This is a genomic window from Streptomyces sp. CoH27 (assembly GCF_020181035.1).
Taxonomy (GTDB): domain Bacteria; phylum Actinomycetota; class Actinomycetes; order Streptomycetales; family Streptomycetaceae; genus Streptomyces; species Streptomyces camelliae.
In genome coordinates, this window is the sequence record NZ_JAIQYY010000014.1 from 216,482 (window position 1) to 240,811 (window position 24,330).

The following is a 24,330-nucleotide window of genomic DNA, read 5'->3' on the forward strand; positions in this document are numbered from 1 at the left end:
GTGCCGCCCGGTGGTCGCGGCGAGTGACGGGGAGTCCCGCCGCTTCCGGTCCGGTCTGGTGGGTACGCCCGGCGCAGTGGGGCGGGGGCGTGCGCCCAGCCGCCGGGTGCCGGGGCGTTGGCCACGGAGCGCGAGCGCGGTCATGACACCGGCTCCGTGAGTTCGCGGTCGAGCGGGATCTCGGCCGTGACGGCCACCGCCGTCGGGTCCAGGTCGGCCGGGGTCGGCATCACGCTGCCCGGGAGCTGGACAGCGGCGGCGCCGTGGGCGACGGCGGAGGCGAGGGCCTCGGGGCCGCTGCCGCCGGCGATCAGGAAGCCGGCGAGGGAGGAGTCGCCGGCGCCGACGTTACTACGGACGGTGTCCACGCGCGCGCGGCCGAACCAGGCGCCCGTGTCCTCCACGAGGAGCTGACCGTCGGCGCCGAGGCTCGCGAGCACGGCGCGCGCGCCCATGCCGCGCAACTCCTCGGCCGCCTTCAACGCGTCGCCCACGGTCGCCAGGGGGCGCCCGACGGCTTCCGCCAGCTCCTCGGCGTTCGGCTTCACCACGTCGGGCCGCGCACGCAGCGCTTCCAGCAGCGCGCGCCCCGAGGTGTCCAAGGCGATACGCGCACCCCCGGCATGCGCCCGCGTGACCACGTCGGCGTACCACGAGGGCGCGAGCCCCCTGGGCAGGCTGCCGCAGCATGCGATCCAGTCGGCGTCGTGCGACTGGGCGCGCACCGTGTCCAGGAGGAGTTCCTGTTCCTCCGTGGACAGCTCCGGCCCCGGCGCGTTGATCTTCGTGAGCACCCCGTCCGCCTCCGCGAGCGCGATGTTGGAGCGGGTGGCTCCGGCGACCGGGACCGGCGCGACCTCGATGCCCTGCGTGTGGAGCAGATCGGCGACGAGCGCCCCCGGCGCACCGCCCAGGGGCAGGACGGCGACCGTACGCCGCCCGGCGGCCGCGACGGCGCGCGAGACGTTCACGCCCTTGCCGCCCGGGTCCATGCGCTCGCCGGTGGCGCGGATGACCTCGCCGCGCTCCAGGGTGGGGACCTCGTAGGTGCGGTCGAGGGACGGGTTGGGGGTGACGGTGAGGATCATGCGCGCACTACTTCCGTGCCGCCGCGCTCGATGGCGGCGGAGTCTTCGGGGCTCAGCCCGCTGTCGGTGATCAGCAGGTCCACGTCGCTCAGGTCGCCGAAGCGGGCGAAGTGCTCCTGGCCGTACTTGGAGGAGTCGGCCAGCAGCACCACGCGGCGGGCGGCGGCGACCGCGGCCCGCTTCACCGCAGCCTCGGCGAGGTCGGGGGTGGTCAGACCGTGCTCGGCGGAGAAGCCGTTGGCCGCCACGAACAGCACGTCGGCCCGGATCTCGCCGTACGCGCGCAGCGCCCAGGCGTCCACGGCGGCGCGCGTACGGTGCCGTACACGCCCCCCGATGAGGTGGAGCTGGATTCCGGGGTGGTCCGCGAGGCGGGCGGCGATCGGCAGGCTGTGCGTGACGACGGTCAGCGAGGACTCCAGCGGGATGGCGGCTGCCAGCCGCGCCACCGTCGTACCGGCGTCGAGGATCAGCGTGCCCTCGCTCGGCAGTTCCGGGACGGCCGCCTTGGCGATGCGGTCCTTCTCGTCGGCGGACGTACCCTCGCGTTCGGCGAGGTCCGGTTCGAAGTCGAGGCGGCCGACCGGGATGGCACCGCCGTGGACCCGGCGGACCAGGCCGGCGCGATCGAGGGCCTTCAGATCGCGGCGGATCGTTTCCGCCGTGACCTGGAACTCCTCGGCGAGCGACAGCACGTCCACCCGGCCGCCGTCACGGGCGAGCCGGAGAATCTCCTGCTGCCGTTCCGGTGCGTACATGTCCTCGCCTCCGCCTTGATGTCCGTTCGCTTCCGACTGATGCCCGAACGTGTGGTTTCACAGCGGAGGCTACGCCCGGTTTTCCGGAATGTAAACAGGTTCAGACTTCAATCGGGCATGAACGGACTTCAGGCCCCACATCCCAGGCGACTTCCGGCTCGGGCCCGGACAACAGAAGGGCCCGGCACCTGATCGGTGCCGGGCCCTCGTCGTGCGGGCCGTCGTGCCGGCCCACGGGTCGTCGTGCCTGGTCAGGAAACCAGTTCCGGCTCCCGCTCCGGCACCGGCGCCGCCGGCTCGTCCGTCGTGCCCTCCACATGCTGCGCCGGGCGCTTCGGCAGGGCGGACATCAGAAGGAAGATCGCGCCCATGATCCCGGCGACCCACCACAGCGCGTGCTGGAAGGCGTGCACGAAGGCCGGGCCGACCTGGGCCGGAGCCAGCCGGTCGCCGATCTCCCCGAAGAAGACCACCGACACGAGTCCCAGTCCGAGCGCGTTGCCCATCTGCTGCACGGTGTTGATCAGCCCGGACGCGGAACCGGCGTGCTCGCGTGGCACCTCCGAGAGCACCGCGTCGGTCAGCGGGGCGACGATCAGCCCCATCCCGGCACCCATCACGACCAGCGGCAGGGCCATCTGCCAGGAAGCGATGGAAAGGCCGTAGCGGTGGGCCTCCCACAGGTAGATCAGCACGCCCGCGCCCATCACCAGGGCGCCCGCCTGGAGCACCTTGCGGCCGAAGCGCGGAACCAGCTTCTGCACCGACATCCCGGCCGCCATGGACACCGCGATCGAGAACGGCACGCCGGTCAGCCCGGCCCGCAGCGGGCTCCAGCCCAGGCCGATCTGCATGTACAGCGTCCAGACCAGGAAGAAGATGCCGAGCGCGACACCGAAGACGGTCTGCACGGCGATGCCCGCGGCGAAGCTTTTCACCCGGAAGAGGGACAACTCGATGAGCGGGGAACCGTCCCGGGCCGCCTTCCGTTTTTCGTACGACACCAGCGCGGCGAAGACGACGAGCGCACCGACCATGCAGAGGTACCCCCACAGCGGCCAGCCCAGCTCCCGGCCGCGGGTGAGCGGGTAGAGCAGCATCAGCAGGCCCAGCGAGACCAGGGCGACGCCGACGAGGTCCAGCTTCAGGGCCTTGGGGGCCTTGGACTCGGTGATGAAGCGGCGGCCGAGGAGGAAGGCCGCGATACCGACGGGGAGGTTGATGAGGAAGATGGGACGCCATTCGAGGCCGAACAGGTTCCACTCCGTCAGGAGTGCCCCGAGCAGCGGCCCGGAGACCGCACCGAGGCCGACGATCGCGCCGAACAGACCGAATACCTTGCCGCGTTCGTGGGCCGGGAAGGTGGCGTGCACGATCGACAGCACCTGCGGCACCATCATGGCCGCCATACCGCCCTGCAGAATGCGGGAGGCGACCAGCATGTCCGGGTTCACGGCGAAGCCGCACAGGGCCGAGGCGAGCGTGAAGCCGCCGATACCGATCAGGAACAGCCGCCTGCGGCCGTGGATGTCGCCGAGCCGCCCGCCGGTGACGAGGGCTGCGGCGAAGGCGAGCGCGTAGCCGGCGGTTATCCACTGGATCTGGCTGACGGAGGCGTGTGCGCTCCGCTGGATGGACGGGATGGCGATGTTGACGATCGTCACGTCCACCAGGTCCATGAAGGCCGCGGTCATGACGATGGCCAGAGCGAACCAGCGGCGTCGGTCGGCCGGGGCCGGCCGAGGGGTGTGGGTCTGTTCCGTGGAGGTCATGTCCGCAAAGCTAGGGCCCCATTAGGTCAGATCCAGTCCTAGTGGTACGGCATTCTCGTAGACATGACTACCGACACGCCCGCCCGGCTGTTGCAGTTGCTGTCGCTTCTCCAGACCCCGCGCGAGTGGCCCGGCGGTGAGCTGGCCGACCGGCTCGGGGTGTCCCGCCGTACCGTGCGCCGGGACATCGACCGGCTGCGCGAGCTGGGCTATCCGGTGCAGGCCACGAAGGGCGCGGACGGCGGATACCGGCTGGTCGCGGGCAAGGCGATGCCTCCGCTGGTGCTGGACGACGAGGAGGCGGTGGCGATCGCGGTGGGACTGCGGGCCGGTGCCGGACACGCGGTGGCGGGCGTGGACGAGGCGTCGGTACGGGCCCTGGCCAAGCTGGAGCAGGTGCTGCCGGCCCGGCTGCGACACCGGGTGTCCACCCTGCAGGCCGCGACCACGCCGCTGACCAGTGGGGACGGTGCGAGCATCGCGCCGGAGACGCTGACCGTGATGGCGTCGACGGTGGCGGGGCACGAGCGGCTGCGGTTCGCCTACCGCGACAAGGAGGGAGGCGAGTCACGCCGGCTGACCGAGCCGCACCGGCTGGTGTCGACGGGACGGAGGTGGTACCTGGTCGCCTACGACCTCGACCGCGCCGACTGGCGCACGTTCCGGGTGGACCGGGTGAGCGAGCCGTTCGCGACCGGAGTGCGGTTCGCACCGCGGGAGTTGCCGACGGGGGACGCGGCCGAGTACCTACGGCGGTCCATCAACCGGCGACAGGAGACGTATGAGTTCGCCGTGCGCTTCGCCGCGCCGACCGAGCAGGTCGCCTCGCGGGTCCCGGCCTGGTTCGGGGTGCCGGAGGACGACGGGGAGGGCGGTTGCGTCCTGCGGGGCACCTCCGGCGATCCCGTGGAGTGGCTGGCGGTACGGCTCGCGATGGCCGGGGTCGAGTTCACCGTACGGGGGCCTGAGGAACTGGCGCATTGTGTACGAGAGTTGGGCGGACGATTGAGCCGGGCGGGGGGCGTGCGGTCGTCCGAGCAGTCGTCTGAGCAGTCGTCCAAGCAGTCGTCCGAAAGGGTCTGACCCGGCCGGGAGCGCCCACGTTCCGTCAGCCCTGCTCTCTGCCGAGCCGTCTAGCCCTCCCCGCCCCAGTCGAACCCCTTCAGCGCCCCGAGGTTGCGCAGTGCCAGGGCGGCCGGCCCCTCGGGGCCGGTGGGCGGGGCAGAGGTGGCGGCCCAGGACTCCACGGCCACGCGGACGGCGGCGCCGGCGACGGCCGCGGTGAAGCGGAGGCCGGGGGTGAGCGGGGCGGGGCCGGCGGGGGGCGGGGCCGATCCGGTTGAGGTCGGGGCCAGTCCAGCGGGCATCGGGGCGGACCCGGCGGGCGTCGGGGCGGACCCGGCGGGCATCGGGTCCACGTCGGCGGGCGCCCCATCCGACCCGGCGGGCGTCCGGTCCGACTCGGCGGGCGTCCGGTCCGACTCGGCGGGCGTCCGATCCGATCCAGTGGGCGTCCGGTCCGATCCGGTGGGCATCGGGCCCGAGCCGGTGGACGCCTGGTCCGTTCCGGTGGGCATCGGGCGCGCCGTCAGGTCCTCGCCCCGTGACGCGCGGCCCTCGCCCGAAGCCTTGTGGCCCTCGTCCCGCGTCGGGCGGTCTTCGCCTCGCGCCGCGAGGATCTCCGCCAAAGTCGTCTCGGACGTCTGGCACACCTCGGTCCAGACCTTGCGGAGGGCGGGGCTGGTGTCGGCCAGGCGGATCAGGGTGCGGACCCACTCCCAGGACGCCGACGAGACGCCGAGCCCCGGGGTGAGGGTCTGGTGGACGGCGTGTTCCAGGGCCTCGGGGATGCTGAGGTGGGCCGGGGCCGCGCGGACCGCTTCCGCCCAGCGCTGGGCGCCGGCGGCGTAGAGCGGGGCGACGGCTTCCTCCTTGGTGGCGAAGTAGCGGTAGAAGGTGCGCGGTGCGATGCCCGCGGCCTGGGCGATGTCCTCGGCGCGGGTCGCCCGCAGGCCCTGCCTGACGAACAGCGCGCCCGCCGCCCGGGCGATCTCCATCCGGGTCTCGGCCTTTCGCCGTTCGGTCAGCGAAACCGGGGCGGAGGGGGAAAACTGCTGGTGGGCGGCGCTGGGGGTGGTGCTCATTCCGGCAGGCTATGCCCATGTGGCAGAATCTGCCATCCGCGCGGTTCACCCCGGGGTTCAGGTACGGGGTGGACCGCCGTTCCAGCATGCCCTGCCCTCGGGTACGCCCCGTCCCCCGCAATCCCCCACCTCACCGCAGACTTGAGTCTCCCCCAGCAGGAGACCGGAAGGTGGGCTCATGCACGACGGCACCCTGTACTCGATCGGTGAACTGGCCCGGCGTACCGGCCTGTCGGTCAAGACGATCCGCCTCTACTCGGACCGTGGACTGGTCGTACCCGCGGACCGCACCGCGGCCGGCTACCGCCGCTACGGCCCGGACGCCCTGGCCCGGCTGGCCCTCGTACGGACGCTGCGCGAGCTGGGGCTCGGTCTGGAGGTGATCCGGCAGGTCCTGGACCGGCCGTCCACACTCGGCCGGATCGCCGCTGAGCAGGCAGCCGCACTGGACGTGCAGATCAGCGTGCTGCGCCTGCGCCGGGCGGTGCTGTCCGCCGTGGCCGGGCGCGCACCCACCCTCCAGGAGGCGGAACTCATGCACCGGTTGGCGACCTTGTCCGAGACAGAGCGGCGACGGCTCATCGACGGCTTCCTGGACGCCGTCTTCGAAGACACCGACCCCCCTCAAGCCGCGGTCCGGCGTTCCATGACTCCCGAGTTGCCCGCCGAGCCCAGCGAGGAACAGCTCGCGGCCTGGCTGGAGTTGGCCGAACTGGTCCTCGACGACGCGTTTCGCTCGGCCGTACGGCGGCTGGCCCACGCTTATACGCAAGGCACCGCTCAGCCTCCGCGCCCGGATGTCGTCGCCGTCGCCCGCGAGCTGGCCGGGCCCACCATGACGGCCGGTACCGCCCCCGAGGCCCCGCAGGCGGAACCCGTCGTCACGGCCCTCCTCACCCGGTATGCACCGGCGCCGGGCCACCGAGAGAACGCCGCCCCCGGCCACCGACCGTACGCCGACCCCGCCGCCTGGCTGCTCCGCCGGCTGAAGTCAGCGCGCGATCCCCGCAGGGACCGTTACTTCCAGTTGCTGGCCCTGATCAACGGCTGGCCGGCCCCCGAGCCCGTGACGCCCCTGATCGACTGGACGGTCACCGCGCTGCGCGCCCATACGTCGGCCGCGTGAGGCCCAACGGGCGTACAGACTCAGGGTGTTGTGCCGAACCGCAGACAAGAGGGCCGGGCCCCGGCACCCAGGGGGGACGGGTGCCGGAGCCCGGCTTCGGGAGGTCCCGGCGCCGGGGGGGGATGGTGCGTCGGGACGTGGTTCGCGTGGGGACGGCCGACGGTGCGTAGGTCGCCGTACGGTGCGTTGATGCGGTCGGATCGGTGCTGTGTCGCATGCCGTGCTGTGCGGTGGTGTGCGGTGGTGTGTGTCAGCTGCGGTGGGGAGTGCGGTCGCGGTTCCCGGGGGCTCGGTGCGGGGCCCGCAAGGGTTGTTCCCTCGGGTCCGGGCTTTGAAGCGACAGGACCACGCCATGTTTGCGCCGTCTTTCGCCACCGGCGTGCGCGGTCCCGGGCATCGCACGCCCACAACCACGCACACCACACGCAGACACGCACACCACACTCAGCCGCGCACAACGCGCTCAACCGCGCCCACAGCCACAGCAAACGGCAAGGGGTAGGGGCCGCGGCAAGGGACAGGGGCCGTTACGCCACCGCGTCGAACCCGGTGTCGCGTGCCAGCTTCTTCAGCTCCAGCAGTGCGTGCTTCTCGATCTGACGGATGCGCTCGCGGGTCAGCCCGTGCTCCTTGCCGACCTCGGTCAGGGTGCGCTCGCGGCCGTCCTCGATGCCGTACCGCATCTTGATGATGGAGGCCGTGCGCTGGTCCAGGCGGCCGATCAGGTCGTCCAGTTCCTCGCTGCGCAGCAGGCTCATGACGGACTGCTCGGGGCCGACCGCCGAGGTGTCCTCCAGCAGGTCGCCGAACTGGGTCTCGCCCTCGTCGTCCACCGACATGTTCAGCGACACCGGGTCGCGGGCCCAGTCGAGGACGTCGATGACGCGCTCCGGCGTCGCGCCCAGCTCCTTCGCGATCTCCGCGGGCTCCGGGTCGCGGCCGTTCTCGCGGTTGAACTCGCGCTGGACGCGGCGGATGCGGCCCAGCTCCTCCACGAGGTGGACGGGGAGCCGGATCGTGCGGGACTGGTCGGCGATGGAGCGGGTGATGGCCTGGCGGATCCACCAGGTGGCGTACGTCGAGAACTTGAAGCCCTTGCGGTAGTCGAACTTCTCGACCGCGCGCACCAGGCCGGCGTTGCCCTCCTGGATCAGGTCCAGCAGGGGCAGGCCGCTGCGGGGGTAGCGCCGGGCGACGGCGACGACCAGGCGGAGGTTGGAGCGGATGAAGACGTCCTTGGCCCGCTCACCGGCGGCTACGAGCGCCTCCAGCTCCTCGCGGCTGGCGTCCGTGGTGGACTCCTCCTCGCCGTCGAGAACCTGCCGCGCGAACACACCCGCCTCGATGGTCTGGGACAGCTCGACCTCCTTGGCCGCGTCGAGCAGCGGCGTGCGCGCGATCTCGTCGAGGTACATCCCGACCAGGTCACGGTCGGCGATCTCGCCGGCGTGTGCGCGAACACTGCTTGCCGAGTCGGCCGTCTCGCCGGAGGCGGACTGACGACGGGCGACGGCACGGGTTGCCATGCGTGCTCCCTTGCGATGGTGGGCTGGCGGGTGGTCCTGGTGGACGCTCAGCACTCCGGGGACTGTGGCCTGTGGGGGAACTCTCCTCGGATGCCCTGCGTCCGATGGAAACAACGACTGGAATCCGGACAGAATTCCCAACCCGCCCCTCAATTTTTCTGATCATGCAGTACCCTGTCCCGCCGCACGGGGAGACAGGGGCCGCCGAAACGTACAGAGGCGCAGGTCAGGCCGCTTCTGAAGAGCATCGGACGCGTATCGGACGAGCGCCGGGCGAGCTCCGGAAGAGCGCCGCCTTTGACCGCTCTCCCCACCCGAAAGACGGCCCGCACTCGGCGATGGTTGCCACGCGACCGGAATCACAGCAAATACCAGGCCACCTCACATCCCACCCTTACCGGGCAAAGCTCAGCCGAACTGCACCGACCGCTTCGCCATGCCCATCCAGAACCCGTCGATCACGGACTTCTGCGCGTCCAGCTCGCCGCCCGCCTCGGCCGCGCCCATGGTGACGAAGAGCGGGGCGAAGTGTTCGGTGCGCGGGTGGGCGTAGCGGCCGGCCGGGGCCTTGTCCAGGAAGTCGAGCAGGGCGTCCCAGTCTCGGGTCTCCAGGGCGCGCCGGCCCCAGTCGTCGAACTCGGAGGACCAGCTGGGCACGCCGCTGCCCGCGTACCGCAGGGCGGCGAGGTTGTGGGTGAAGAAGCCGGAACCGACGATCAGCACGCCCTCGTCGCGCAGCGGGGCGAGCTTGCGGCCGATGTCCATCAGGCGGACCGGATCGAGGGTGGGCATGGATATCTGCAGGACGGGGATGTCGGCGGCCGGGAACATCTCGACGAGGGGGACGTAGGCGCCGTGGTCCAGACCGCGGTCGGGGATGTCCTGGACCGGGATGCCGGGGGCGCGCAGCAGCTTGCGCACGGATTCGGCGAGCTCGGGGGCGCCTGGGGCGGCGTACTGGACCTGGTAGTAGTGCTCGGGGAAACCCCAGAAGTCGTAGACGAGCGGGACCGTCTGTACGGCGCCCAGGGCGAGCGGGGCCTCCTCCCAGTGCGCGGAGACCATGAGGATCGCCTTGGGGCGGGGCAGGCCGGCGGACCAGGCGGCGAGCTCGCCGGGCCAGATGGGGTCGTCGGCGAGGGGAGGGGCGCCGTGGCTGAGATAGAGGGTGGGCATACGCCCCTCCGAGGCGCGCTCCTGCGATACGGCGGACATGACGGCGACTCCCCATCATCGAGACGGACGTTCAGAGATGCAGATGCTTCGACTGCAGATGCACCGACTACAGCTGCACCGGCTGCAGACGCTTCGACTGCAGACGCATCGGCTGCAGACGCTTCGGCTGCAGATGCTTCGAAGGAATGCTTTAACTCTCAAGCTATCTGCTTCGAGAGCGTACGCCCGACTTGTTCAAGTTTCAAGGAGACAGCTCGTACAGTGGGAGCCATGAACACGGCACCCGACTCCGCCGCCGCACGGCACCGCTGGCTCACCGACGAGGAACAGCGCGTCTGGCGTGCGTACCTGCACGCCACCACCCTGCTGGAGGATCACCTCGACCGGCAGCTCCAGCGTGACGCGGGCATGCCGCACATCTACTACGGCCTGCTCGTCGGCCTCGCCGAGGCACCGCGCCGGCGGCTGCGGATGACCGAGCTGGCGATGAAGGCGAAGATCACCCGCTCCCGGCTGTCGCACGCGATCGCGCGGCTGGAGAAGAACGGATGGGTGCGCCGCGAGGACTGCCCCTCCGACAAGCGCGGCCAGTTCGCGGTGCTCACGGACGAGGGCCTGGAGGTGCTGCGGCGCACCGCGCCGGGCCATGTGGACGCCGTACGGCAGGCGCTGTTCGACCGGCTCACCCCGGAACAGCAGAAGACCCTCGGCGAGATCATGGAGATCGTCGCCGAGGGCCTTCAGCCCGATGAAGCGGGTGCGGACCTGCCCTGGCTCCGCTGAATCGCCGTACAGGCGCTAAATCACCGTACGGGCGCTCAGTGGGCCACCACCGGGACCTTGATCTCGTCCTCGGTGCCCTCGCCGGAGGCCACCGGGGTGACGCTCGGACGGCCGGCGTTGACGAAGGTGAAGGCGATCAGGGAGGCCAGGGCCAGGATGCCGACAGCGAGCCAGATCGCGGTGCTGTAGCCGTGCACCATGCCCTGGAGCTTCACCAGCTCCTGCTGCGGCTTGGCTGCAGCGCCGGCGATGTGGTCCTTGATGTACGACGTGGTCGCCGAGGAGGCGATGGTGTTCAGCAGGGCGGTGCCGATCGCGCCGCCCACCTGCTGCGAGGTGTTGACCATCGCAGAGGCGACACCGGCGTCCCGGGGCTGGACGCCCTGGGTGGCCAGGGACATCGCCGGCATGAACGCCGTACCCATGCCGAGGCCGAGCAGCACCATCGCCGGCAGCAGCTGGGTCAGGTACGAGGTGTCGGTCTTCAGCTGGGTCAGGATCAGCATGCCGAGCGCGGCGACCAGGAAGCCGGGGCCCATCAGGAAGCGGGCCGGGATCCGGGTCATCAGGCGGGTGCCGATCTGGGTGGAGCCGGTGATCATGCCGGCCACCATCGGCAGGAACGCGAAACCGGTCTTGACCGGCGAGTAGCCCTTCACGACCTGCAGGTAGTAGGTCAGGAAGAGGAACAGGCCGAACATGCCGATGATCGCGAGGCCGAGGGAGAGGTAGATGCCGCCGCGGTTGCGGTCGGTCACGACGCGCAGCGGCAGCAGCGGGGCCTTGACCCGGGACTCGACGACCACGAACGCGAGCAGCAGGACCGCGGACGCCACGAACATCGCGACGGTCACGGAGTCGCCCCAGCCGTCGGACTCGGCACGCGTGAAGCCGTACACGAGCGCGACCAGGCCGAGCGTGGACAGCAGGACGCCCGGGATGTCGAGCGGATTGCGGTTGCGGCCGCCCTCGGGCTCACGGATGACGAAGTAGGCACCGGCGGCGGCGACGACGGCGAACGGGACGTTCACGAAGAAGGTCCAGCGCCAGTTCAGGTACTCGGTGAGGAAGCCGCCGAGGATCAGGCCGACGGCACCGCCGCCGCCGGCGATGGCGCCGTAGATGCCGAACGCCTTGGCACGCTCCCTGGCGTCGGTGAACATCACCGCGAGCAGGGAGAGCGCGGCCGGGGCGAGCAGGGCACCGAAGACGCCCTGGAGGGCGCGGGCGCCGAACATCATCGGGCCGCTGGTGGCGGCGCCGCCCAGCGCGGAGGCGAGGGCGAAGCCGACGAGGCCGGTGACGAAGGCGCGCTTGCGGCCCCACTTGTCGGCGATACGGCCGCCGAAGAGCAGCAGGCTGCCGAAGGCGAGGGCGTAGGCCGTGACGACCCACTGCCGGTTGCCGTCGGATATGCCGAGGTCGGTCTGGGCGTGGGGCAGGGCGATGTTCACGATGGTGGCGTCGAGGACGACCATCAGCTGGGCGAGCGCGATGAAGACGAGCGCCTTCCAGCGGTTGGCGTCACCACGCGGGTCAAGGACGCCGGAAGCCTTGCGGGCTGTTTCGGACAAGGGAGTACCCACTTCGGAACTTTCGTGACGGAAAAAGAGCGAAAAATCGGGAAGCTGAGGGGAAGCCGGGGGCGCGGCTCGTCGACGGTGACGGCCGGGGCGGAACGGCACGGACAGGGCGGACGGCACGGACGGGGCGGACGGGTTGTGCAGGTGGACTGAGACGCGTATGGAAGCGTGGACTGAGGCGGAGAGCCGAACTGATCGGTCAGGGCGTGCGCTGATCGGTCTCGGTCAGGCCTGGCGCAGCTCCTCCATGGTCACGGCCGTACCCGGCAGGGTGGAGCGGGCGGGTGCCCGCAGGCCGTCGAGGAACAGCTGGAGATGGCGGTGGACGAACCGGTCGCTGCGCAGGCAGTCCGTGCCGGCCGGGGGCCGGCTCAGCTGCGCCACGGCGATCATCACATCGCCGACGCCGACGTCCGGCCGGAGCTGCCCGGCCGCCTTGGCCCGGCCCATGACCTCCTCGACGAGCCGCTCCAGGCGCTCGCGGGAGGCCTCCAGGTCGGGATGGTGCCGGTCGAAGGTGCTGGCGACCATCGGGCACAACGCGCTGATCCGCTCGTCGGCGGAGGCGTGCACGAACCGCTCCAGCGCCGCGAAGGCGTCCCCGGTCTCGGCGAGGGCAACCTCGGCCGCCTCGGCCGTACGGTCCATGACGGAGCAGACGACCTCGCGGACGAGGGCCTCGCGGTCGGGGAAGTTGCGGTACACCGTGGCGTTGCCGACGCCGGCCCGGCGGGCGATCTCGTCCAGGGACACATGCGGGCCGTCCTCGACGAGCATCTCCCGGGCGGCGGCGACGATCCGCTCCCGGTTGCGCAGGGCGTCGGCCCGGGGCCGCGGGACCTTGCGCGATGCTACCGGGGTGGTCGCGGTCGGCACGGCGTACTCCTCACAAGCGATGGGCCCGGCGATCCCGACGGCAGCCGGGACTCGGGGCGGTGATCACGATCCGGGGAAGCAGTCCCCGTTTCGCTCGGACACAGGGCTAAACGGGGAGAGGGTCCCCGGTTATTTCCCGCCCACGAAAAGAATCACTGTGACCTGGGCCACACCGGGATCCATCCATCTCCGGTCAGGATTCACCCCCGTGCGGACCGGCTTTCCCACGATCGGTCTCCTCCAGCGCGCGCCCCTCGCTCCCGTCGACACAGGGTGAGCGCAAGGGTGCAGCCGGAGAACGGCGGCTGCCGTGGAGCGAGAGGTCCATGCATGCAGCCGCAGCCACCCCGCCGCCGCATACGCCTCTCTCACGAGCGCGTGTCCGACGAGCGCCAGAAGTACTTCTGCCCCGGACGCGCCGCCGACGGGGGCCGTGGCGGCGAGGGCCGCGCAGATGGGGGGCGCGGCGGCGAGGGCCGTGCAGATGGGGGTCATACCGGCGAGGGCCGGACCGGCGGGGGCCTCATGGGCGGCGGGGGCCGCATGAGCGGCGGGGGCCGCATGGGCGGCGGGAGCCGTACTGGCAACGAGGGCCGTACAGACGACAACCCGCCGGGCAGGGGACGAGGGGACGGCCACACGGGGCGAGGGGACGACCACACGGGCCGAGGGAACGGCCACGCGGGCCGAGGGAACGGCCAGGCACACCACGGGGACCACGGGGACGACCACGCAAGGCGAGGAAACGGAACCACACACCACGGGAACGGCGACCCGGGCCGGGGAAACGGCCGCGCGCGCCGGCGCATACGCCCGCGCCGGGTGGCCGCTCTCGCCGCGGTGACTGCGCTGACCCTCGCGGTCAGCACCTCGGCCGGGACCGGGCATCTGCCGGCGCCCACCACCGCCGGGCCCATCGGTCTGGCCCGCTCCACCGCCCTCGCGCCCTGCATGATCCACGGCGGTCCCGACGTGCAGATGACCGAGGGCGTCCCCACTCCGCAGGGCTACGCCCGCTCCACGGGCACGGTGCACGCCCTGACCCTGATGGTCGACTTCTCCGACGCGCCGGGCCAGGGCAGCGCGATGGACCGCTTCCACGAGTTCTTCCCGCAGACCCAGGAGTGGTTCCGCAAGGCGTCGTACGGCCGCCTGGACTACCGGCCGGGGACACCGATCACGAGCTGGCTGCGGATGCCGAAACCCTTCCGGGCGTACGGCATAGAGCGCGGCGCACCCTTCGACCCCGGGTACCGGCAGCTGGTGCGGGACATCGTGGCCGCGGCCGACCCGCATGTGGACTTCCGCTCGTACGACATCCTCAACGTCCTGGTCAGCCCGAACGCCGGCCCGTCCGCGCTGGACACGGTGCTGTCGGTGACCTTCGCCGGCAACGGCGACGCCCCGGTCGCCGACGGCGTCCCCATCTCCAACGCGTCCTTCGTCTACTCCCGCCAGGACGACGGCTCCGGCTCGTACGCGCACACCGGCTACCGCGTCCTGCCGCACGAGAACGGCCACACCTTCGGCCTGCCCGACCTGTACACGCAGGAGGGCGGGGGCGCGGTCGGGCACTGGGACATCATGAGCGAGGACTGGGGGGCCGGCAACGATCTGCTCGGCTGGCACAAGTGGAAACTGGGCTGGCTGGACGGCTCCCAGGTGGGCTGCGCGACGGCTCCGGGCAGCGCCGATTACCTGCTGACGCCGCTGCACACGACGGGGGGCGGGAAACTGGTGATCGTGCCGGTCGACGGCCACAGCGCGTACGCGCTGGAGGTGCGAACCCCCGGCGGCAACGACGAGGCGATCTGCCACCCGGGCGTCCTTGTCTACAAGGTCGACGCGACGGTCGACACCGGCCGTGGCCCGATCACGGTCTACGACGCCCACCCCAACAGCGGCGGCTGCACCCACAGCCCCAACGTCCAGGCAGAACTCTCCGACGCCCCCTTCTCCCCCGGCGAAACCTTCAAGGACCCCGCGCACGGGATCAGCGTGCAGGTACTGGAGAAGGACGAGGAGGGGAACTACCGAGTGCGAGTCACTCGGGGCTAGGAGCAGGAGGGGGGAGTCCGGCGGGCGGGGGTTGCGTCGGACGCGGCGAGCAGGAGGCGGGCACGGTTTACCGTAGGCGTGCCCGAATGCCGTACCGGAGAGCTGATGCCCGCGAACCCCGCACTGGACGCCGAAGGCCCTGCCGCTGCCGCTGCCGAGGGCTCTGTCGAGGTGACCGGCCCACCCGGGGATGCGGTCGGGCCGCTGATGCGTGGGGTGGGGGTGCTGCGGCGGCTGACCGAGGCGGGCGGCACGCTGAGCCCGAGCGCGCTGGAACGGGCCACCGGGCTCGCCCGGTCCACGGTCGACCGGATCACCGCGACCCTGGCCCGCATGGGCTACGTCCGCCTGGACGCCCGGGACGTCGTACTGGCTCCCCGCGTGATGGAGCTGGGCAACGCCTATCTGGCCGCCCTGCGCCTGCCCGCCCTGCTCGGCGCGCACGCCGACGCCCTCGCCGACGAACTGGACGAGTCGGTGTCCCTCGCGGTCGCCGACCTCGACGGCATCCGCTTCATCCACCAGGCCACCCGCCGCCGCGCGCTGTCGGTGAGCTTCCGCATCGGCGACCTCCTCCCCGCCGAACGCACCGCGCCCGGACCGCTGTTCGCGACCGGCTGGACCGAGCCGGACTGGGCACGCTGGCGCGCGCGCCGGGCCGCGGACCCGCAGGACACGGCCTTCCCCGCCGTACCGCCCCAGCAGTCAGCCGGAGACGACGAGGCCGCTTTCACGGAGCGGGTGGAACGGGCCCGCCGGGACGGCTGGGCGCTGGACGACCAGCTGATCGAACCGGGGCTGGTCGCGGTCTCCGTACCGGTACGGGACCCGGCCACCGGCCGACCGGTGTGCGTGGCGAGCGTGGTCAGCCACACCAGCCGGCACTCGGCGGCCGACCTGCGCACCAGCCTCCTGCCCCGCCTGCGTACGGCGGTGGCGGCGATGGAGGCGGACCTGCGCACGGCACCGCCGCCCGAGCCGGGCCCACCACCGTCAGGCCTGGCAACCTGGACGACGGCGTCGAAGCACGAACTGGGCCGGGACTTCGTGGAGTCACTGGCCCGCGGCCTGACCGTACTGACCGCGTTCGGCGCGGGCCGCTCAGCCCTGCCGCTCACGGAGGTGTCTCGGGCGACGGGCCTGTCCCGGGCCACGGCCCGCCGCGCACTCCTCACACACGAACACCTGGGCCTGGTACACGCGCACCCGGACCGCACCTTCACCCTCACCCCGCGCGTCCTGGACCTCGGCTTCCCGCCCCTCTCCCGTACGACACTCCCCCGCCTGGCCGAACCCCACCTGCGCGCGCTGGCGGCCCGCCTGCACGAACCGACGGCGATGGCGCTTCTGACGGAGGACGGCACGGAGATCCAGTACACGGCCGGAGCGGGCACGAGCCGCGTCCTCACGGTCCACATCACGGTCGGCGCCCGCCTCCCCGCCACCGCGACCTCCCTCGGCCGCGTCCTCCTGGCCGACAACTCCCCCGCCTTCCCGGAGATCCGCGCGCAGGGCTACGCCCTCGCCGACGAGGAACTGGAGTCGGGCCTGCGCTCCATCGCCGTACCGGTACGGGACCGCACGGGCCGGGCGGTCGCCGCGGTGTGCGTGGCCACCCACGCGGCCCGCCGCACCCTGGAGTCCTGCGTGACCGACGTCCTCCCCGCCCTCCACACCACCGCCGCCCACATCCAGACCGACCTCCACACCGCCTCCCGCTTCACCCCCATCCCCCCAACCTGACAACCCGACCACCCCCCAGGTCACCATCCGGTACTCTGTGGATCGAGTACCACGCCTTCGTAGCTCAGGGGATAGAGCACCGCTCTCCTAAAGCGGGTGTCGCAGGTTCGAATCCTGCCGGGGGCACAGAGAAACACCAGGTCAGGAGCCCTTCCGTCCAGCGGACGGGAGGGCTCCTGCGCTTGCAGCACACATATGGCACACATGCCGTGCGCGCGGATGGTGGGGAGCTGTGCAGGATGGCCGTCAGGGATGAGCTGGCCCGGCGCCGGTACGAGAAGCTGATCGACCGGCTTGAATCGATGATGCAGGACTCCCTGAAGCCGCAATACATGGGCTATTACGGGCAGCTGATCCTTAGCGGCGACGATCTTGCGGAGCTGGGCGACCTCAAGGACGTCCGGCATGCCGCTCGGGAAGCGGGGCGTCGTCTCGGCTGGAAGACGGCCACGCGTCTCGTCGGTGACCGGCTCTTCGTGCTGGACGAGCGGGAGGTCCCCAAGGAGATCGAGCGGCTGGCCGGCGATGAGGCCGCTGCTGCGATCGACCGAGCCCGGCAGGAGAGCCAGCGACCGCGCGGCTGACCTGGTCCGAGGGACGCAAGGGGCCGCCCCGCCGCATCAGTGCGGCGGGGCGGCCCCTTCGGTTACGGCTCCCCGGCACGGATCAGGCACACATCACGCGGCATCGTCCTCCAGGGCGGCCACCTCCTCAGCGGCCTCGCGAGCCTTCCGCTCAGCCTTCTCCAGCTTGGCCTTCGCCTTGGCCAGCTGCTTGGAGCGGCGCTTGTGCATCTTCTTCGAGACCTCGTCCAGGCGGTCCGGGAAGAGGTGCCCGTACGTGTCCAAGGTCAGCGTCGCGGACTTGTGGCCCAGCATCGTCTGTACGACGTTCACGTCCGCGCCGCTGGCGATGGCCAGTGAAGCCGCCGTGTGCCGCAGCTTGTGTGGGGTGACCTTGAGGTGCCCCAGCCCGGCCTTCACGACCGCCGGCGCGAAGAACCGCTGACGGAAGTTACGGGCCCGCAGCGGTCCGCTCTGCGGGGCGGTGAAGAGCAACTCGTCATCGCCCCGCCCCTGGACGTGGGGCTTCAGCTCCTCGGCCAGGAACCGCGGGATCGGTACCGACCGGCGCTCGTGGTTCTTGGGGGTGTCGAGGTAGAGCTTGCCGTTGTCCTCGGCGTACGCCTCGACTATGTGGGCCCGGCAGGCATCCAGGTCCACGCGGCCCACCTTCAGCGCGGACGCCTCGCCCCAGCGCAGGCCGGTGTAGGCCAGCAGCAGGATGAACACGCGGTAGGCGCCCGACGCGTTGGCCAGCGCGTCGACCTGCATGTCGTCCAGGTACACGTGGTCGGCCGGCGCCGCCTTCGGCAGAGGCACGCCGAGAGCCGGATTGACCGCCAGACGACGGGCCTTGACCGCGTAGCCGAGAACGCGGCTGAGGACGACGTACGCCTTGCGGACCGACCGGGGGCTGAGCTTCCTGCCGCCGGTCGCCTCACCGGACAGCAGATCCGCGAGCCACTCGGCGATGTCCTCGAACTGGATGCGGTCCAGCGGAGTGGTGCCCCACCTGGGGATCACGTGGACGTCGAGAACGCCACGGTAGCGACCTCGGGTTGAACGCTTGAGATGGATCTGCGCGGCCAGCCAGGACTCCGCCACCTCCGCGAACTTCACGCGCGCGGCAGCCGGATCACGGTAGGAGCCGTCGTTGAGACGGGACTCCATCCTCGTCCGCTCCGTCTCGGCGTCGACCTTGCGGGCGAAGGTCTTCATCTTCGGCTTGCCGTCGGGGTCGTACCAGCGCACGCGGTAGCGCCCGGGTGGCGTACGGCCTGCTCGCTTGGCTTCCGCCACGGCCCGTGCGTACGCCGCGTGCCCTATGCGGTCCTCAATCCAGACCCGCGCCAACTAGCACCCCCTCCGGTCATCACCGGACATCGACATGGGCGGCAGGAGCAAGATCGTGGGAGGAGCGCCGAGCGCCGTGACGATGTTGACGAGGTCGTCGATGTCGCAGCGCCGGCGGGCGCGTTCGGTGCGGCTGAGGGCGGTGTTGGTCATCGGACGGCCCAGTGTGGTGCAGCGGGCGGCGAGCTGGTGCTGGGTCAGGTCGCGCGCAAGGCGTAGGTGCTCGATGGCGCGGGCGGTGTGGAGGCCGGCGGGGCCTATTTCGACAGGTCGGGTTGCCATGACAGTTAGCTGTAACTCGCGGCCAGGCACCTTGACAAGGGTTTACTCATAAACTCTGTAATAGTCGTCCACAGGGCGAAGTGGCGTTCGTCTCGTCGAATTCCGGTACATCAAGAGCCGTTTCAGCGGCCAGGCCGTGCTATGTTCCCTCCGCGTCCCGGAGGTGGGCGATTTGAGGGGCTATCGGGCGCGGTGTCCGGGGGCTGACCTCGTCACTCCTGACCGCTGGGCTCCACCTCTGAATTGCGGGGGTGCCGGATTCCGATACCTCGGTGGGCCGGAATCCGGCAGAAAATTTCAGGCTCCGCGTGAGCGATTTCGGCAACCGGGTATCCGCGCTTACTGTTTTGGTCTTCCCGGTCGCACCGAGAGAACTTGCGGAGAGGTTCGGAGGCAACTCTGGACTTTTCCCTGGGTGGTGTGGCTGGGTTGTCCCGGCCTGTTGGCCAAGACCGAAATGGAGCCCTATGCCGAAGACCTCTCCCCGTAGCACCAACGCCCCTGCCACTGCTGCAACCGCTCAGCGGAGCCGGCTTGCCACTCCTGCGGAGGTCGCCGTGTACCTCGGGGTGCCGGTGAAGACGCTCTACCAGTGGAAGTACCGGGGCACCGGCCCGAACGTGCACAAGGTCGGCCGTCACCTGCGCTACCGCTGGCAGGAGGTGGACGCGTGGCTGGACGCCCGGACGTCGTACGACCTCACGGCCTGACCCCGCGCCCGACGCGGGCAACGAAGCGGCCCCCGGCGCGCCAACGCCGAGGGCCGAAGACTCCCCTGCCGATTGCCCATCCCTGAAACGAAGAGCTGGTGAGGGGCGGGACCTTGCCCGTCCTGCCCCTCGCCGGAGAGGAACGCCTATGGAGGACTCTACGTCCCCCACCACCACGAACGCACCCCCCGTCGACTGGCCCACCCCCACGGTCCCCGGCGAGGGCATCCCCTACAGCCGCGACAGCCAGACCGGCACACGGTCCCCCACGTCGGGGACCGCCGGGCAACCGGCCGATGCAGAAGCACACGGTCCCCAGCCTCCTGCCGATGCGACGGCCGGGGACCGTCCCCGCGACCTGCCCGGTCCCGGTCCCCGGTCCCCGCAAGCCACGGTCCCCATATCCACATCCGGCACAAACCAGCAGGCCAACGGCCTGAGAATGGGGACCGGTCCCCAAGAGACGACCGCCGATCCAGGGGACCGGGACCGCGATGGGGACCGCGATCACGGTCCCCACACGCGAGTGGGGACCGAGGGGCTCCTGGCGGGGACCGTCCAGCCGGTGACCGGTCCCCTCGACACACGGGGACCGGATCACGGCACCCCCTTCCAGCCTCCTCGGGGACCGGAAGACCCCGTGGAACAGGCACCCGATGAGGGCGCGGAATTGCTGGACGAGCTGCGCGCGGCAATCGGCAAGTACGTCGTGCTGCCCAGTGAGGAGGCACTGACAGCGGTCACGCTGTGGGTGGCGGCCACGCACATCCAGACCGTTTTGCAGCACGCGCCGCGTCTGGCGGTGGTCGGGCCGACGAAGGGGTGCGGCAAGTCCCGGGTTCTGGACGTGCTCCACGAGACCGTCCACCAACCGATGATGACCGTGAACACCTCCCCGGCGGTCATCTTCCGCGTCATCGGCAAGAACCCGCCCACCCTGCTGGTCGACGAGGCCGACACCATCTTCGGCCCCAAAGCGGGCGAGAAGGAGGACCTGCGCGGCCTGCTCAACGCCGGGCACCAGCGCAACCGGCCCGCCTGGCGCATCTCCGGACCCGAGCACAAACCCACCGCGTACCCCACCTTCGCCATGGCCGCGCTCGCGGGCATCGGTGACCTGCCGGACACGATCATGGACCGGGCGGTCGTGCTGCGGATGCAGAAGCGCAAGCCGGGCGAGAAAGTCGCCCAGTTCCGCTCGCGCTTCTCGGTGCCCGAACTCAACGCGCTGCGTGACCGGCTGGCTGCATGGCTGGGCCCGCTGCGCGGCACCGCCGGCCGCATGATGCCGGCGATGCCGGTGCAGGACCGGGCGGCGGACACCTGGGAGCCGCTCGTGATCATCGCCGACCTGGCCGGCGGTCACTGGCCCGCGCTCGCCCGTGCGGCCTGTGTGGCGATGACCCGCTACGAGGCGGTCCAGGACGAGCAGACCAGCCTGAAGACGCGGCTGCTGCGCGACATCCACCGCATCTTCCAGGCACGCGGCAACCCTGAGGCCCTGTCCAGCCTGGATCTGGTCGCCGAACTGATCCAGGACCCCGACGCCCCCTGGGCGGAGCACGGCGCCAAGGGGCTCAGCTCCTACCACCTGGGCAGCATGCTCCGGGACTTCGGTATCCGCCCCGCCAACTACCGGTTCGGCCAGGGCAGGCAGGCCAAGGCATACGCCCGCAACCGGTTCCTCGATGCCTGGGCCCGCCACTGCCCCGACCTCACCGACACCGCACCCGTCTGCGCGCACGGCGCCACACCCACGCACGAGGCCGCGCCCGCGCGCCCAACCCAGGGCAGGCCGCCCGCTGGCCCGGCGGGCTCGCTGCCCATCGGCCCGCCCGGTGGCCCCTCCGGCCCCGCACGCGGCCGCTAGTCCACCCCCCTCCGGGTCCGTATCACTGCGTCGCATCCGTCCCCGCGCAGGTCAGCGCGGGGACGGACTCCCTCACCGGGACGGACTTCTCCGTACCAACCCGAGGATCCGTACCTGCGCCGACCAGGCATGGGACGCATGCAACGGACGCGACACACCCCACCCCCTGGAGACTGGCCGAACTTGCGAAGCCGACGCGGACACCGGCTCGGACAGCGTCTGATCGCCCGCCCCCTCTGGTGACCGGAACCCTTCTGGTCACCGGCCAGCCGAGGCCGCCGCCTCGCTCACCGCCCGGCTGTCCACAGCTGCGGACGAAGCAGTGACCACCCCTTACTCCCCCCCAGACCTTCCACAGCAGGCTGCCCGTCTCGCACGCCCCCATCTGGAGAACCGCTCATGACGCACGACCAGGACCACCCCGACGAAGCTGCCGACGAGTCGTTGCCGTTGACGAAGTCCCGTAGGCTGCTGGGAGGTTTGCGGCGCGCGTTCGGACGGACGGCTCCTGGCGGAGCCAGTAGTACCCCGAGTCCGACTCCAGGCCGGTTTTCGGGGGTCTCCGCCCCGGGGGTGGCGGAGACGGCCCAGCGCCAGGGGGCGCCGGGCCAGGAGGCCGGGGCCGAGGGCGGCCCCGACCCGGACACGCTCCACGTCGTCCAGCGTCAGATCCTGCGCCCCGTACGCGAAGATGCTGCCACCGCCGGCGAGCCCACCGTGAAGAGCGCGCAGCCCACGATCCGCCGCTTCACCGGCGAAAAGCGCGATGCACGCGTCGGCCCCCTGCGGTTCCTCGACGAGGAGCGTGCCCGCCTCCGGGACGTCGCCGTCGAGCACGGCTACAAGGGCGACTCCGGCTTCGCCGCCGACGTGGTCCTCGCCTTCATCACCGGACGGTTCACCGCGAACCTCCCTCTGTCCGAGGACCGCCGCCGCACGCACATGTTCCGCGCCCAGGTGCTGCGTCAGCTCAACCGGATCGGCGTCAACATCAACCAGATCGCCCGCGCCCTCAACAGCGACCTCACCCCACCCGACATCCGCCAACGCCTGACCGAACTCCAGCAACTGCTGGAGCTGATCGCCGAAGCCCTGCGCCAGCCCGCCGAGCCGGCCGAGCAGGAAGAAGAGGAGCTGTCCGCGTGATCGCCGCCATCAAGCCCGCCGGGTCCAACACCCGCGGTCTGCTCGCCTATCTCTACGGCCCCGGCCGCCAGGACGAACACCTCGACCCGCACATCGTGGCGGGCTTCGCGATGCTGGGCATGCCCGACCCCGGCCGTGGCGAGGACGCCACCCTCACCGAACTCGCCCGCTACCTCGACGCGCCCGTTCAGCTTCGGAACAGCGAGTTCGGCAAGAAGGTCACTGACCAGGTCTGGCACTGTCCTGTCCGTGCCGCCCCCGAGGACCGCTACCTCTCCGATGCCGAGTGGGGCGAGATAGCCCAGCGCATCGTCGAGGCGGCCGGTATCGCCCCCGCCGGTGACGACCTGGCCTGCCGCTGGATCGCTGTCCGTCACGCCGACGACCACATCCACATCCTGGCCACCACCGTCCGCGAAGACGGCCGCCGCCCCAAACTCCACGACAGCGGCCTTCGCGTCGGTGACGCCTGCCGCGAGATCGAGAAGGACTACGGGCTCAGGCAGTTGAAGAAGGGCGACCGTACCGGCGCCCGTCGGCCCACCCAGGCCGAGATGCACAAGGCCGAACGCCTCGGTTGGGACCAGACCAGCCCCGAGTGGCTCCAGGGCCGCATCCGCGCCGCCATCCCGCATGTGACCAACGCCGAAGAATTCATCGCCTACTTGGAAGCCGACGGCATTGAGGTCAAAGTCAGGCGCGGCCCGTCAGGGGACCTCCTCGGTTACGCCGTCGGCCGCCCCGGCGACCTCAATGAGGACGACGAGCAGATCTTCCACCCGGGAGGCAGGATCGCCCCAGACCTTTCCCTGCCCAAGATCAAGGCGCGTCTCGAATCCGGCCGTCCCGAAGAGCACCCCACCGCCCGCCGCAACCGACCCAGCACCCCCTGGCACCAAGCAACCGACGCCCTCGACACCCTCCACACCGGCATGGCCGACGACATCCAGGCCCAGGCTCACGTCACCGCGCTCGGCGAGCTTCTTGAAGCCACCGCTCAGAAGGCACCCGCCCATCTAAAGGCCGAACTGCGAGCGGCCTCGAAGGTGTTCGCACGCGCCGAGCGTTCCCAGATCCGAGCGGAAGACCGTGCTGCCCAGGCGCTGCGCCTCGCTGCCCGGGACATCGCCCACACGGCCACCGGCCCGGACGGCAGCGCGCTGGCCGCCCTGCTCGCCGCCCTGGTCTGGGCCACGATCGTTGCTGCCCGCTGGCACGAAGCGAAGGACCACGCCCACCAGGCCGAAGCTGCCCGTCGGGCTGTGCAGCACCTCCAAGCCGCGGCAGACCGTGCCCTCGCCCCGATGCTCGGTGAACTCGCAGCCCGCCCGCCACGGCAGGAGGCCGACCGTGTTCTCGCGAACGACGTACGGGCAGCCGTCCCCGACCATGCCGAGCGGATCCTCGCTGACCCGGCCTGGCCCGCGCTCGCCACCGTCCTCGCCGACGCCGAAGCCCGCGGCCACCAACCCCACCAGTTGCTCAGGGAAGCCGCTGCCCAGCGGGAACTGACCACTGCCCGCCAGCCCGCCCGTGTCCTGATCGGCCGCATCCAGCACACCGGCCACAACCCTGCACGCAACCGCCGCGCCGAAGCCGCCCGGCGACGCTCGACCCTCGCGGGCGCCATCCCTGCCCAGCAGTGCCGCACCCCTCAGCCCGCAACGGTGACGGCCACGCACAAGGAGCAGCAGCACGGGCAGCGCCGATAGAGCCCGCTCAGCCGCAACCGCAGCCCCGTACCGGCCCCCACAGGGCCACAGACCCCCAGCA

General features: G+C 71.2%; 19 protein-coding genes, 1 tRNA gene and 1 pseudogene. 11 read left to right on the forward strand and 10 right to left on the reverse strand.

The features are described from left to right. Positions 1-140: 140 nt before the first annotated feature. The 3 genes from pfkB to LE548_RS25080 form a co-directional block, all read right to left on the reverse strand. Positions 141-1,088: a 1-phosphofructokinase gene (gene pfkB / locus LE548_RS25070; protein WP_225099201.1), complete on the reverse strand. Its 948-nt coding sequence runs from the start codon at positions 1,086-1,088 to the stop codon at positions 141-143. Beyond that, the gene (locus tag LE548_RS25075; protein ID WP_225099202.1) at positions 1,085-1,846 is read right to left on the reverse strand and encodes a DeoR/GlpR family DNA-binding transcription regulator; all 762 of its coding nucleotides are present in this window, start codon (positions 1,844-1,846) and stop codon (positions 1,085-1,087) included. The genes pfkB and LE548_RS25075 overlap by 4 nt, the downstream gene beginning before the upstream one ends. Before the next feature lie 251 nt (positions 1,847-2,097). Next, positions 2,098-3,618, reverse strand: coding sequence for an MFS transporter (locus LE548_RS25080; protein ID WP_225099203.1), 1,521 nt, complete (start codon positions 3,616-3,618; stop codon positions 2,098-2,100). Between the two features lie 63 nt (positions 3,619-3,681). On the opposite strand from LE548_RS25080, the gene LE548_RS25085 reads away from it, so the two are divergent. After that, positions 3,682-4,701: a YafY family protein gene (locus LE548_RS25085; protein ID WP_225099204.1), complete on the forward strand. Its 1,020-nt coding sequence runs from the start codon at positions 3,682-3,684 to the stop codon at positions 4,699-4,701. Between the two features lie 581 nt (positions 4,702-5,282). On the opposite strand, the pseudogene LE548_RS25095 reads toward LE548_RS25085, so the two are convergent. Further along, a pseudogene (locus LE548_RS25095) lies at positions 5,283-5,675 on the reverse strand (TetR/AcrR family transcriptional regulator); the annotation flags it as partial. A 265-nt stretch (positions 5,676-5,940) separates the two neighbouring features. Here LE548_RS25095 and LE548_RS25100 point away from each other — a divergent pair. Beyond that, positions 5,941-6,888, forward strand: a complete 948-nt coding sequence (locus tag LE548_RS25100) for a MerR family transcriptional regulator (protein ID WP_225099205.1) — start codon at positions 5,941-5,943, stop codon at positions 6,886-6,888. 527 nt (positions 6,889-7,415) lie between these two features. Here LE548_RS25100 and LE548_RS25105 read toward each other — a convergent pair. Then, positions 7,416-8,414 carry an RNA polymerase sigma factor RpoD/SigA gene (locus tag LE548_RS25105; protein ID WP_225099206.1) on the reverse strand — a complete coding sequence of 333 codons (999 nt, stop codon included), beginning with the start codon at positions 8,412-8,414 and terminating at the stop codon, positions 7,416-7,418. 408 nt (positions 8,415-8,822) lie between these two features. After that, positions 8,823-9,629, reverse strand: a complete 807-nt coding sequence (locus LE548_RS25110) for a dioxygenase (RefSeq protein ID WP_225099207.1) — start codon at positions 9,627-9,629, stop codon at positions 8,823-8,825. A gap of 231 nt (positions 9,630-9,860) precedes the next feature. On the opposite strand from LE548_RS25110, the gene LE548_RS25115 reads away from it, so the two are divergent. Next, positions 9,861-10,373 (forward strand): MarR family winged helix-turn-helix transcriptional regulator, encoded by a 513-nt coding sequence (locus LE548_RS25115; protein WP_225099208.1) that lies wholly within the window; start codon positions 9,861-9,863, stop codon positions 10,371-10,373. Positions 10,374-10,408: 35 nt separating this feature from the next. On the opposite strand, the gene LE548_RS25120 is transcribed toward LE548_RS25115, so the two are convergent. Next, complete coding sequence (locus tag LE548_RS25120; RefSeq protein WP_225099209.1) at positions 10,409-11,947, reverse strand: MFS transporter; 1,539 nt, start codon at positions 11,945-11,947, stop codon at positions 10,409-10,411. A gap of 234 nt (positions 11,948-12,181) precedes the next feature. Beyond that, entirely contained in the window at positions 12,182-12,832 is a 651-nt protein-coding gene (locus LE548_RS25125) for a TetR/AcrR family transcriptional regulator (RefSeq protein ID WP_225099210.1), read from the reverse strand. 822 nt (positions 12,833-13,654) lie between these two features. Here LE548_RS25125 and LE548_RS25130 point away from each other — a divergent pair. The 4 genes from LE548_RS25130 (at position 13,655) to LE548_RS25145 (ending at position 17,217) form a co-directional block, all read left to right on the forward strand. Further along, positions 13,655-14,890 carry a M6 family metalloprotease domain-containing protein gene (locus LE548_RS25130; RefSeq protein ID WP_225099211.1) on the forward strand — a complete coding sequence of 412 codons (1,236 nt, stop codon included), beginning with the start codon at positions 13,655-13,657 and terminating at the stop codon, positions 14,888-14,890. Positions 14,891-14,995: 105 nt separating this feature from the next. After that, positions 14,996-16,633, forward strand: a complete 1,638-nt coding sequence (locus tag LE548_RS25135) for an IclR family transcriptional regulator C-terminal domain-containing protein (RefSeq protein WP_374116170.1) — start codon at positions 14,996-14,998, stop codon at positions 16,631-16,633. 53 nt (positions 16,634-16,686) lie between these two features. After that, positions 16,687-16,759: transfer RNA gene (locus LE548_RS25140), tRNA-Arg, on the forward strand. A gap of 113 nt (positions 16,760-16,872) precedes the next feature. Then, on the forward strand, positions 16,873-17,217 hold the full coding sequence (locus tag LE548_RS25145) for a hypothetical protein (RefSeq protein ID WP_225099212.1): 345 nt from the start codon (positions 16,873-16,875) through the stop codon (positions 17,215-17,217). A 93-nt stretch (positions 17,218-17,310) separates the two neighbouring features. Here LE548_RS25145 and LE548_RS25150 read toward each other — a convergent pair whose 3' ends face one another. Both LE548_RS25150 and LE548_RS25155 read right to left on the reverse strand, forming a co-directional pair. Then, a complete protein-coding gene (locus tag LE548_RS25150) occupies positions 17,311-18,495 on the reverse strand; it encodes a site-specific integrase (protein ID WP_225099213.1) in 1,185 nt (394 codons plus the stop codon). Between the two features lie 54 nt (positions 18,496-18,549). Then, the gene (locus tag LE548_RS25155; RefSeq protein WP_225099214.1) at positions 18,550-18,831 is read right to left on the reverse strand and encodes a helix-turn-helix domain-containing protein; all 282 of its coding nucleotides are present in this window, start codon (positions 18,829-18,831) and stop codon (positions 18,550-18,552) included. 467 nt (positions 18,832-19,298) lie between these two features. On the opposite strand from LE548_RS25155, the gene LE548_RS25160 reads away from it, so the two are divergent. The 4 genes from LE548_RS25160 (at position 19,299) to LE548_RS25175 (ending at position 24,269) form a co-directional block, all read left to right on the forward strand. After that, entirely contained in the window at positions 19,299-19,541 is a 243-nt protein-coding gene (locus tag LE548_RS25160) for an AlpA family transcriptional regulator (protein ID WP_225099215.1), read from the forward strand. A 682-nt stretch (positions 19,542-20,223) separates the two neighbouring features. Continuing rightward, entirely contained in the window at positions 20,224-21,411 is a 1,188-nt protein-coding gene (locus LE548_RS25165) for a DUF3631 domain-containing protein (RefSeq protein ID WP_374116172.1), read from the forward strand. 573 nt (positions 21,412-21,984) lie between these two features. Continuing rightward, positions 21,985-22,557 carry a MobC family plasmid mobilization relaxosome protein gene (locus LE548_RS46110; protein WP_225099217.1) on the forward strand — a complete coding sequence of 191 codons (573 nt, stop codon included), beginning with the start codon at positions 21,985-21,987 and terminating at the stop codon, positions 22,555-22,557. Beyond that, positions 22,554-24,269, forward strand: a complete 1,716-nt coding sequence (locus LE548_RS25175) for a relaxase/mobilization nuclease domain-containing protein (protein ID WP_225099218.1) — start codon at positions 22,554-22,556, stop codon at positions 24,267-24,269. The genes LE548_RS46110 and LE548_RS25175 overlap by 4 nt, the downstream gene beginning before the upstream one ends. The last annotated feature ends 61 nt before the right edge of the window (positions 24,270-24,330 follow it).

Bases quoted from the DNA above. Each gene is read 5' to 3' on its own strand.
- LE548_RS25110 (WP_225099207.1), bottom strand. From the start codon at position 9,629: ATGTCCGCCGTATCGCAGGAGCGCGCCTCGGAGGGGCGTATGCCCACC.
- LE548_RS25080 (WP_225099203.1), bottom strand. From the start codon at position 3,618: ATGACCTCCACGGAACAGACCCACACCCCTCGGCCGGCCCCGGCCGAC.
- LE548_RS25085 (WP_225099204.1), top strand. From the start codon at position 3,682: ATGACTACCGACACGCCCGCCCGGCTGTTGCAGTTGCTGTCGCTTCTC.
- LE548_RS25075 (WP_225099202.1), bottom strand. From the start codon at position 1,846: ATGTACGCACCGGAACGGCAGCAGGAGATTCTCCGGCTCGCCCGTGAC.
- LE548_RS25135 (WP_374116170.1), top strand. From the start codon at position 14,996: ATGCCCGCGAACCCCGCACTGGACGCCGAAGGCCCTGCCGCTGCCGCT.
- LE548_RS25160 (WP_225099215.1), top strand. From the start codon at position 19,299: ATGCCGAAGACCTCTCCCCGTAGCACCAACGCCCCTGCCACTGCTGCA.
- LE548_RS25145 (WP_225099212.1), top strand. From the start codon at position 16,873: ATGGCCGTCAGGGATGAGCTGGCCCGGCGCCGGTACGAGAAGCTGATC.
- LE548_RS25100 (WP_225099205.1), top strand. From the start codon at position 5,941: ATGCACGACGGCACCCTGTACTCGATCGGTGAACTGGCCCGGCGTACC.
- LE548_RS25115 (WP_225099208.1), top strand. From the start codon at position 9,861: ATGAACACGGCACCCGACTCCGCCGCCGCACGGCACCGCTGGCTCACC.
- pfkB (WP_225099201.1), bottom strand. From the start codon at position 1,088: ATGATCCTCACCGTCACCCCCAACCCGTCCCTCGACCGCACCTACGAG.
- LE548_RS25155 (WP_225099214.1), bottom strand. From the start codon at position 18,831: ATGGCAACCCGACCTGTCGAAATAGGCCCCGCCGGCCTCCACACCGCC.
- LE548_RS25105 (WP_225099206.1), bottom strand. From the start codon at position 8,414: ATGGCAACCCGTGCCGTCGCCCGTCGTCAGTCCGCCTCCGGCGAGACG.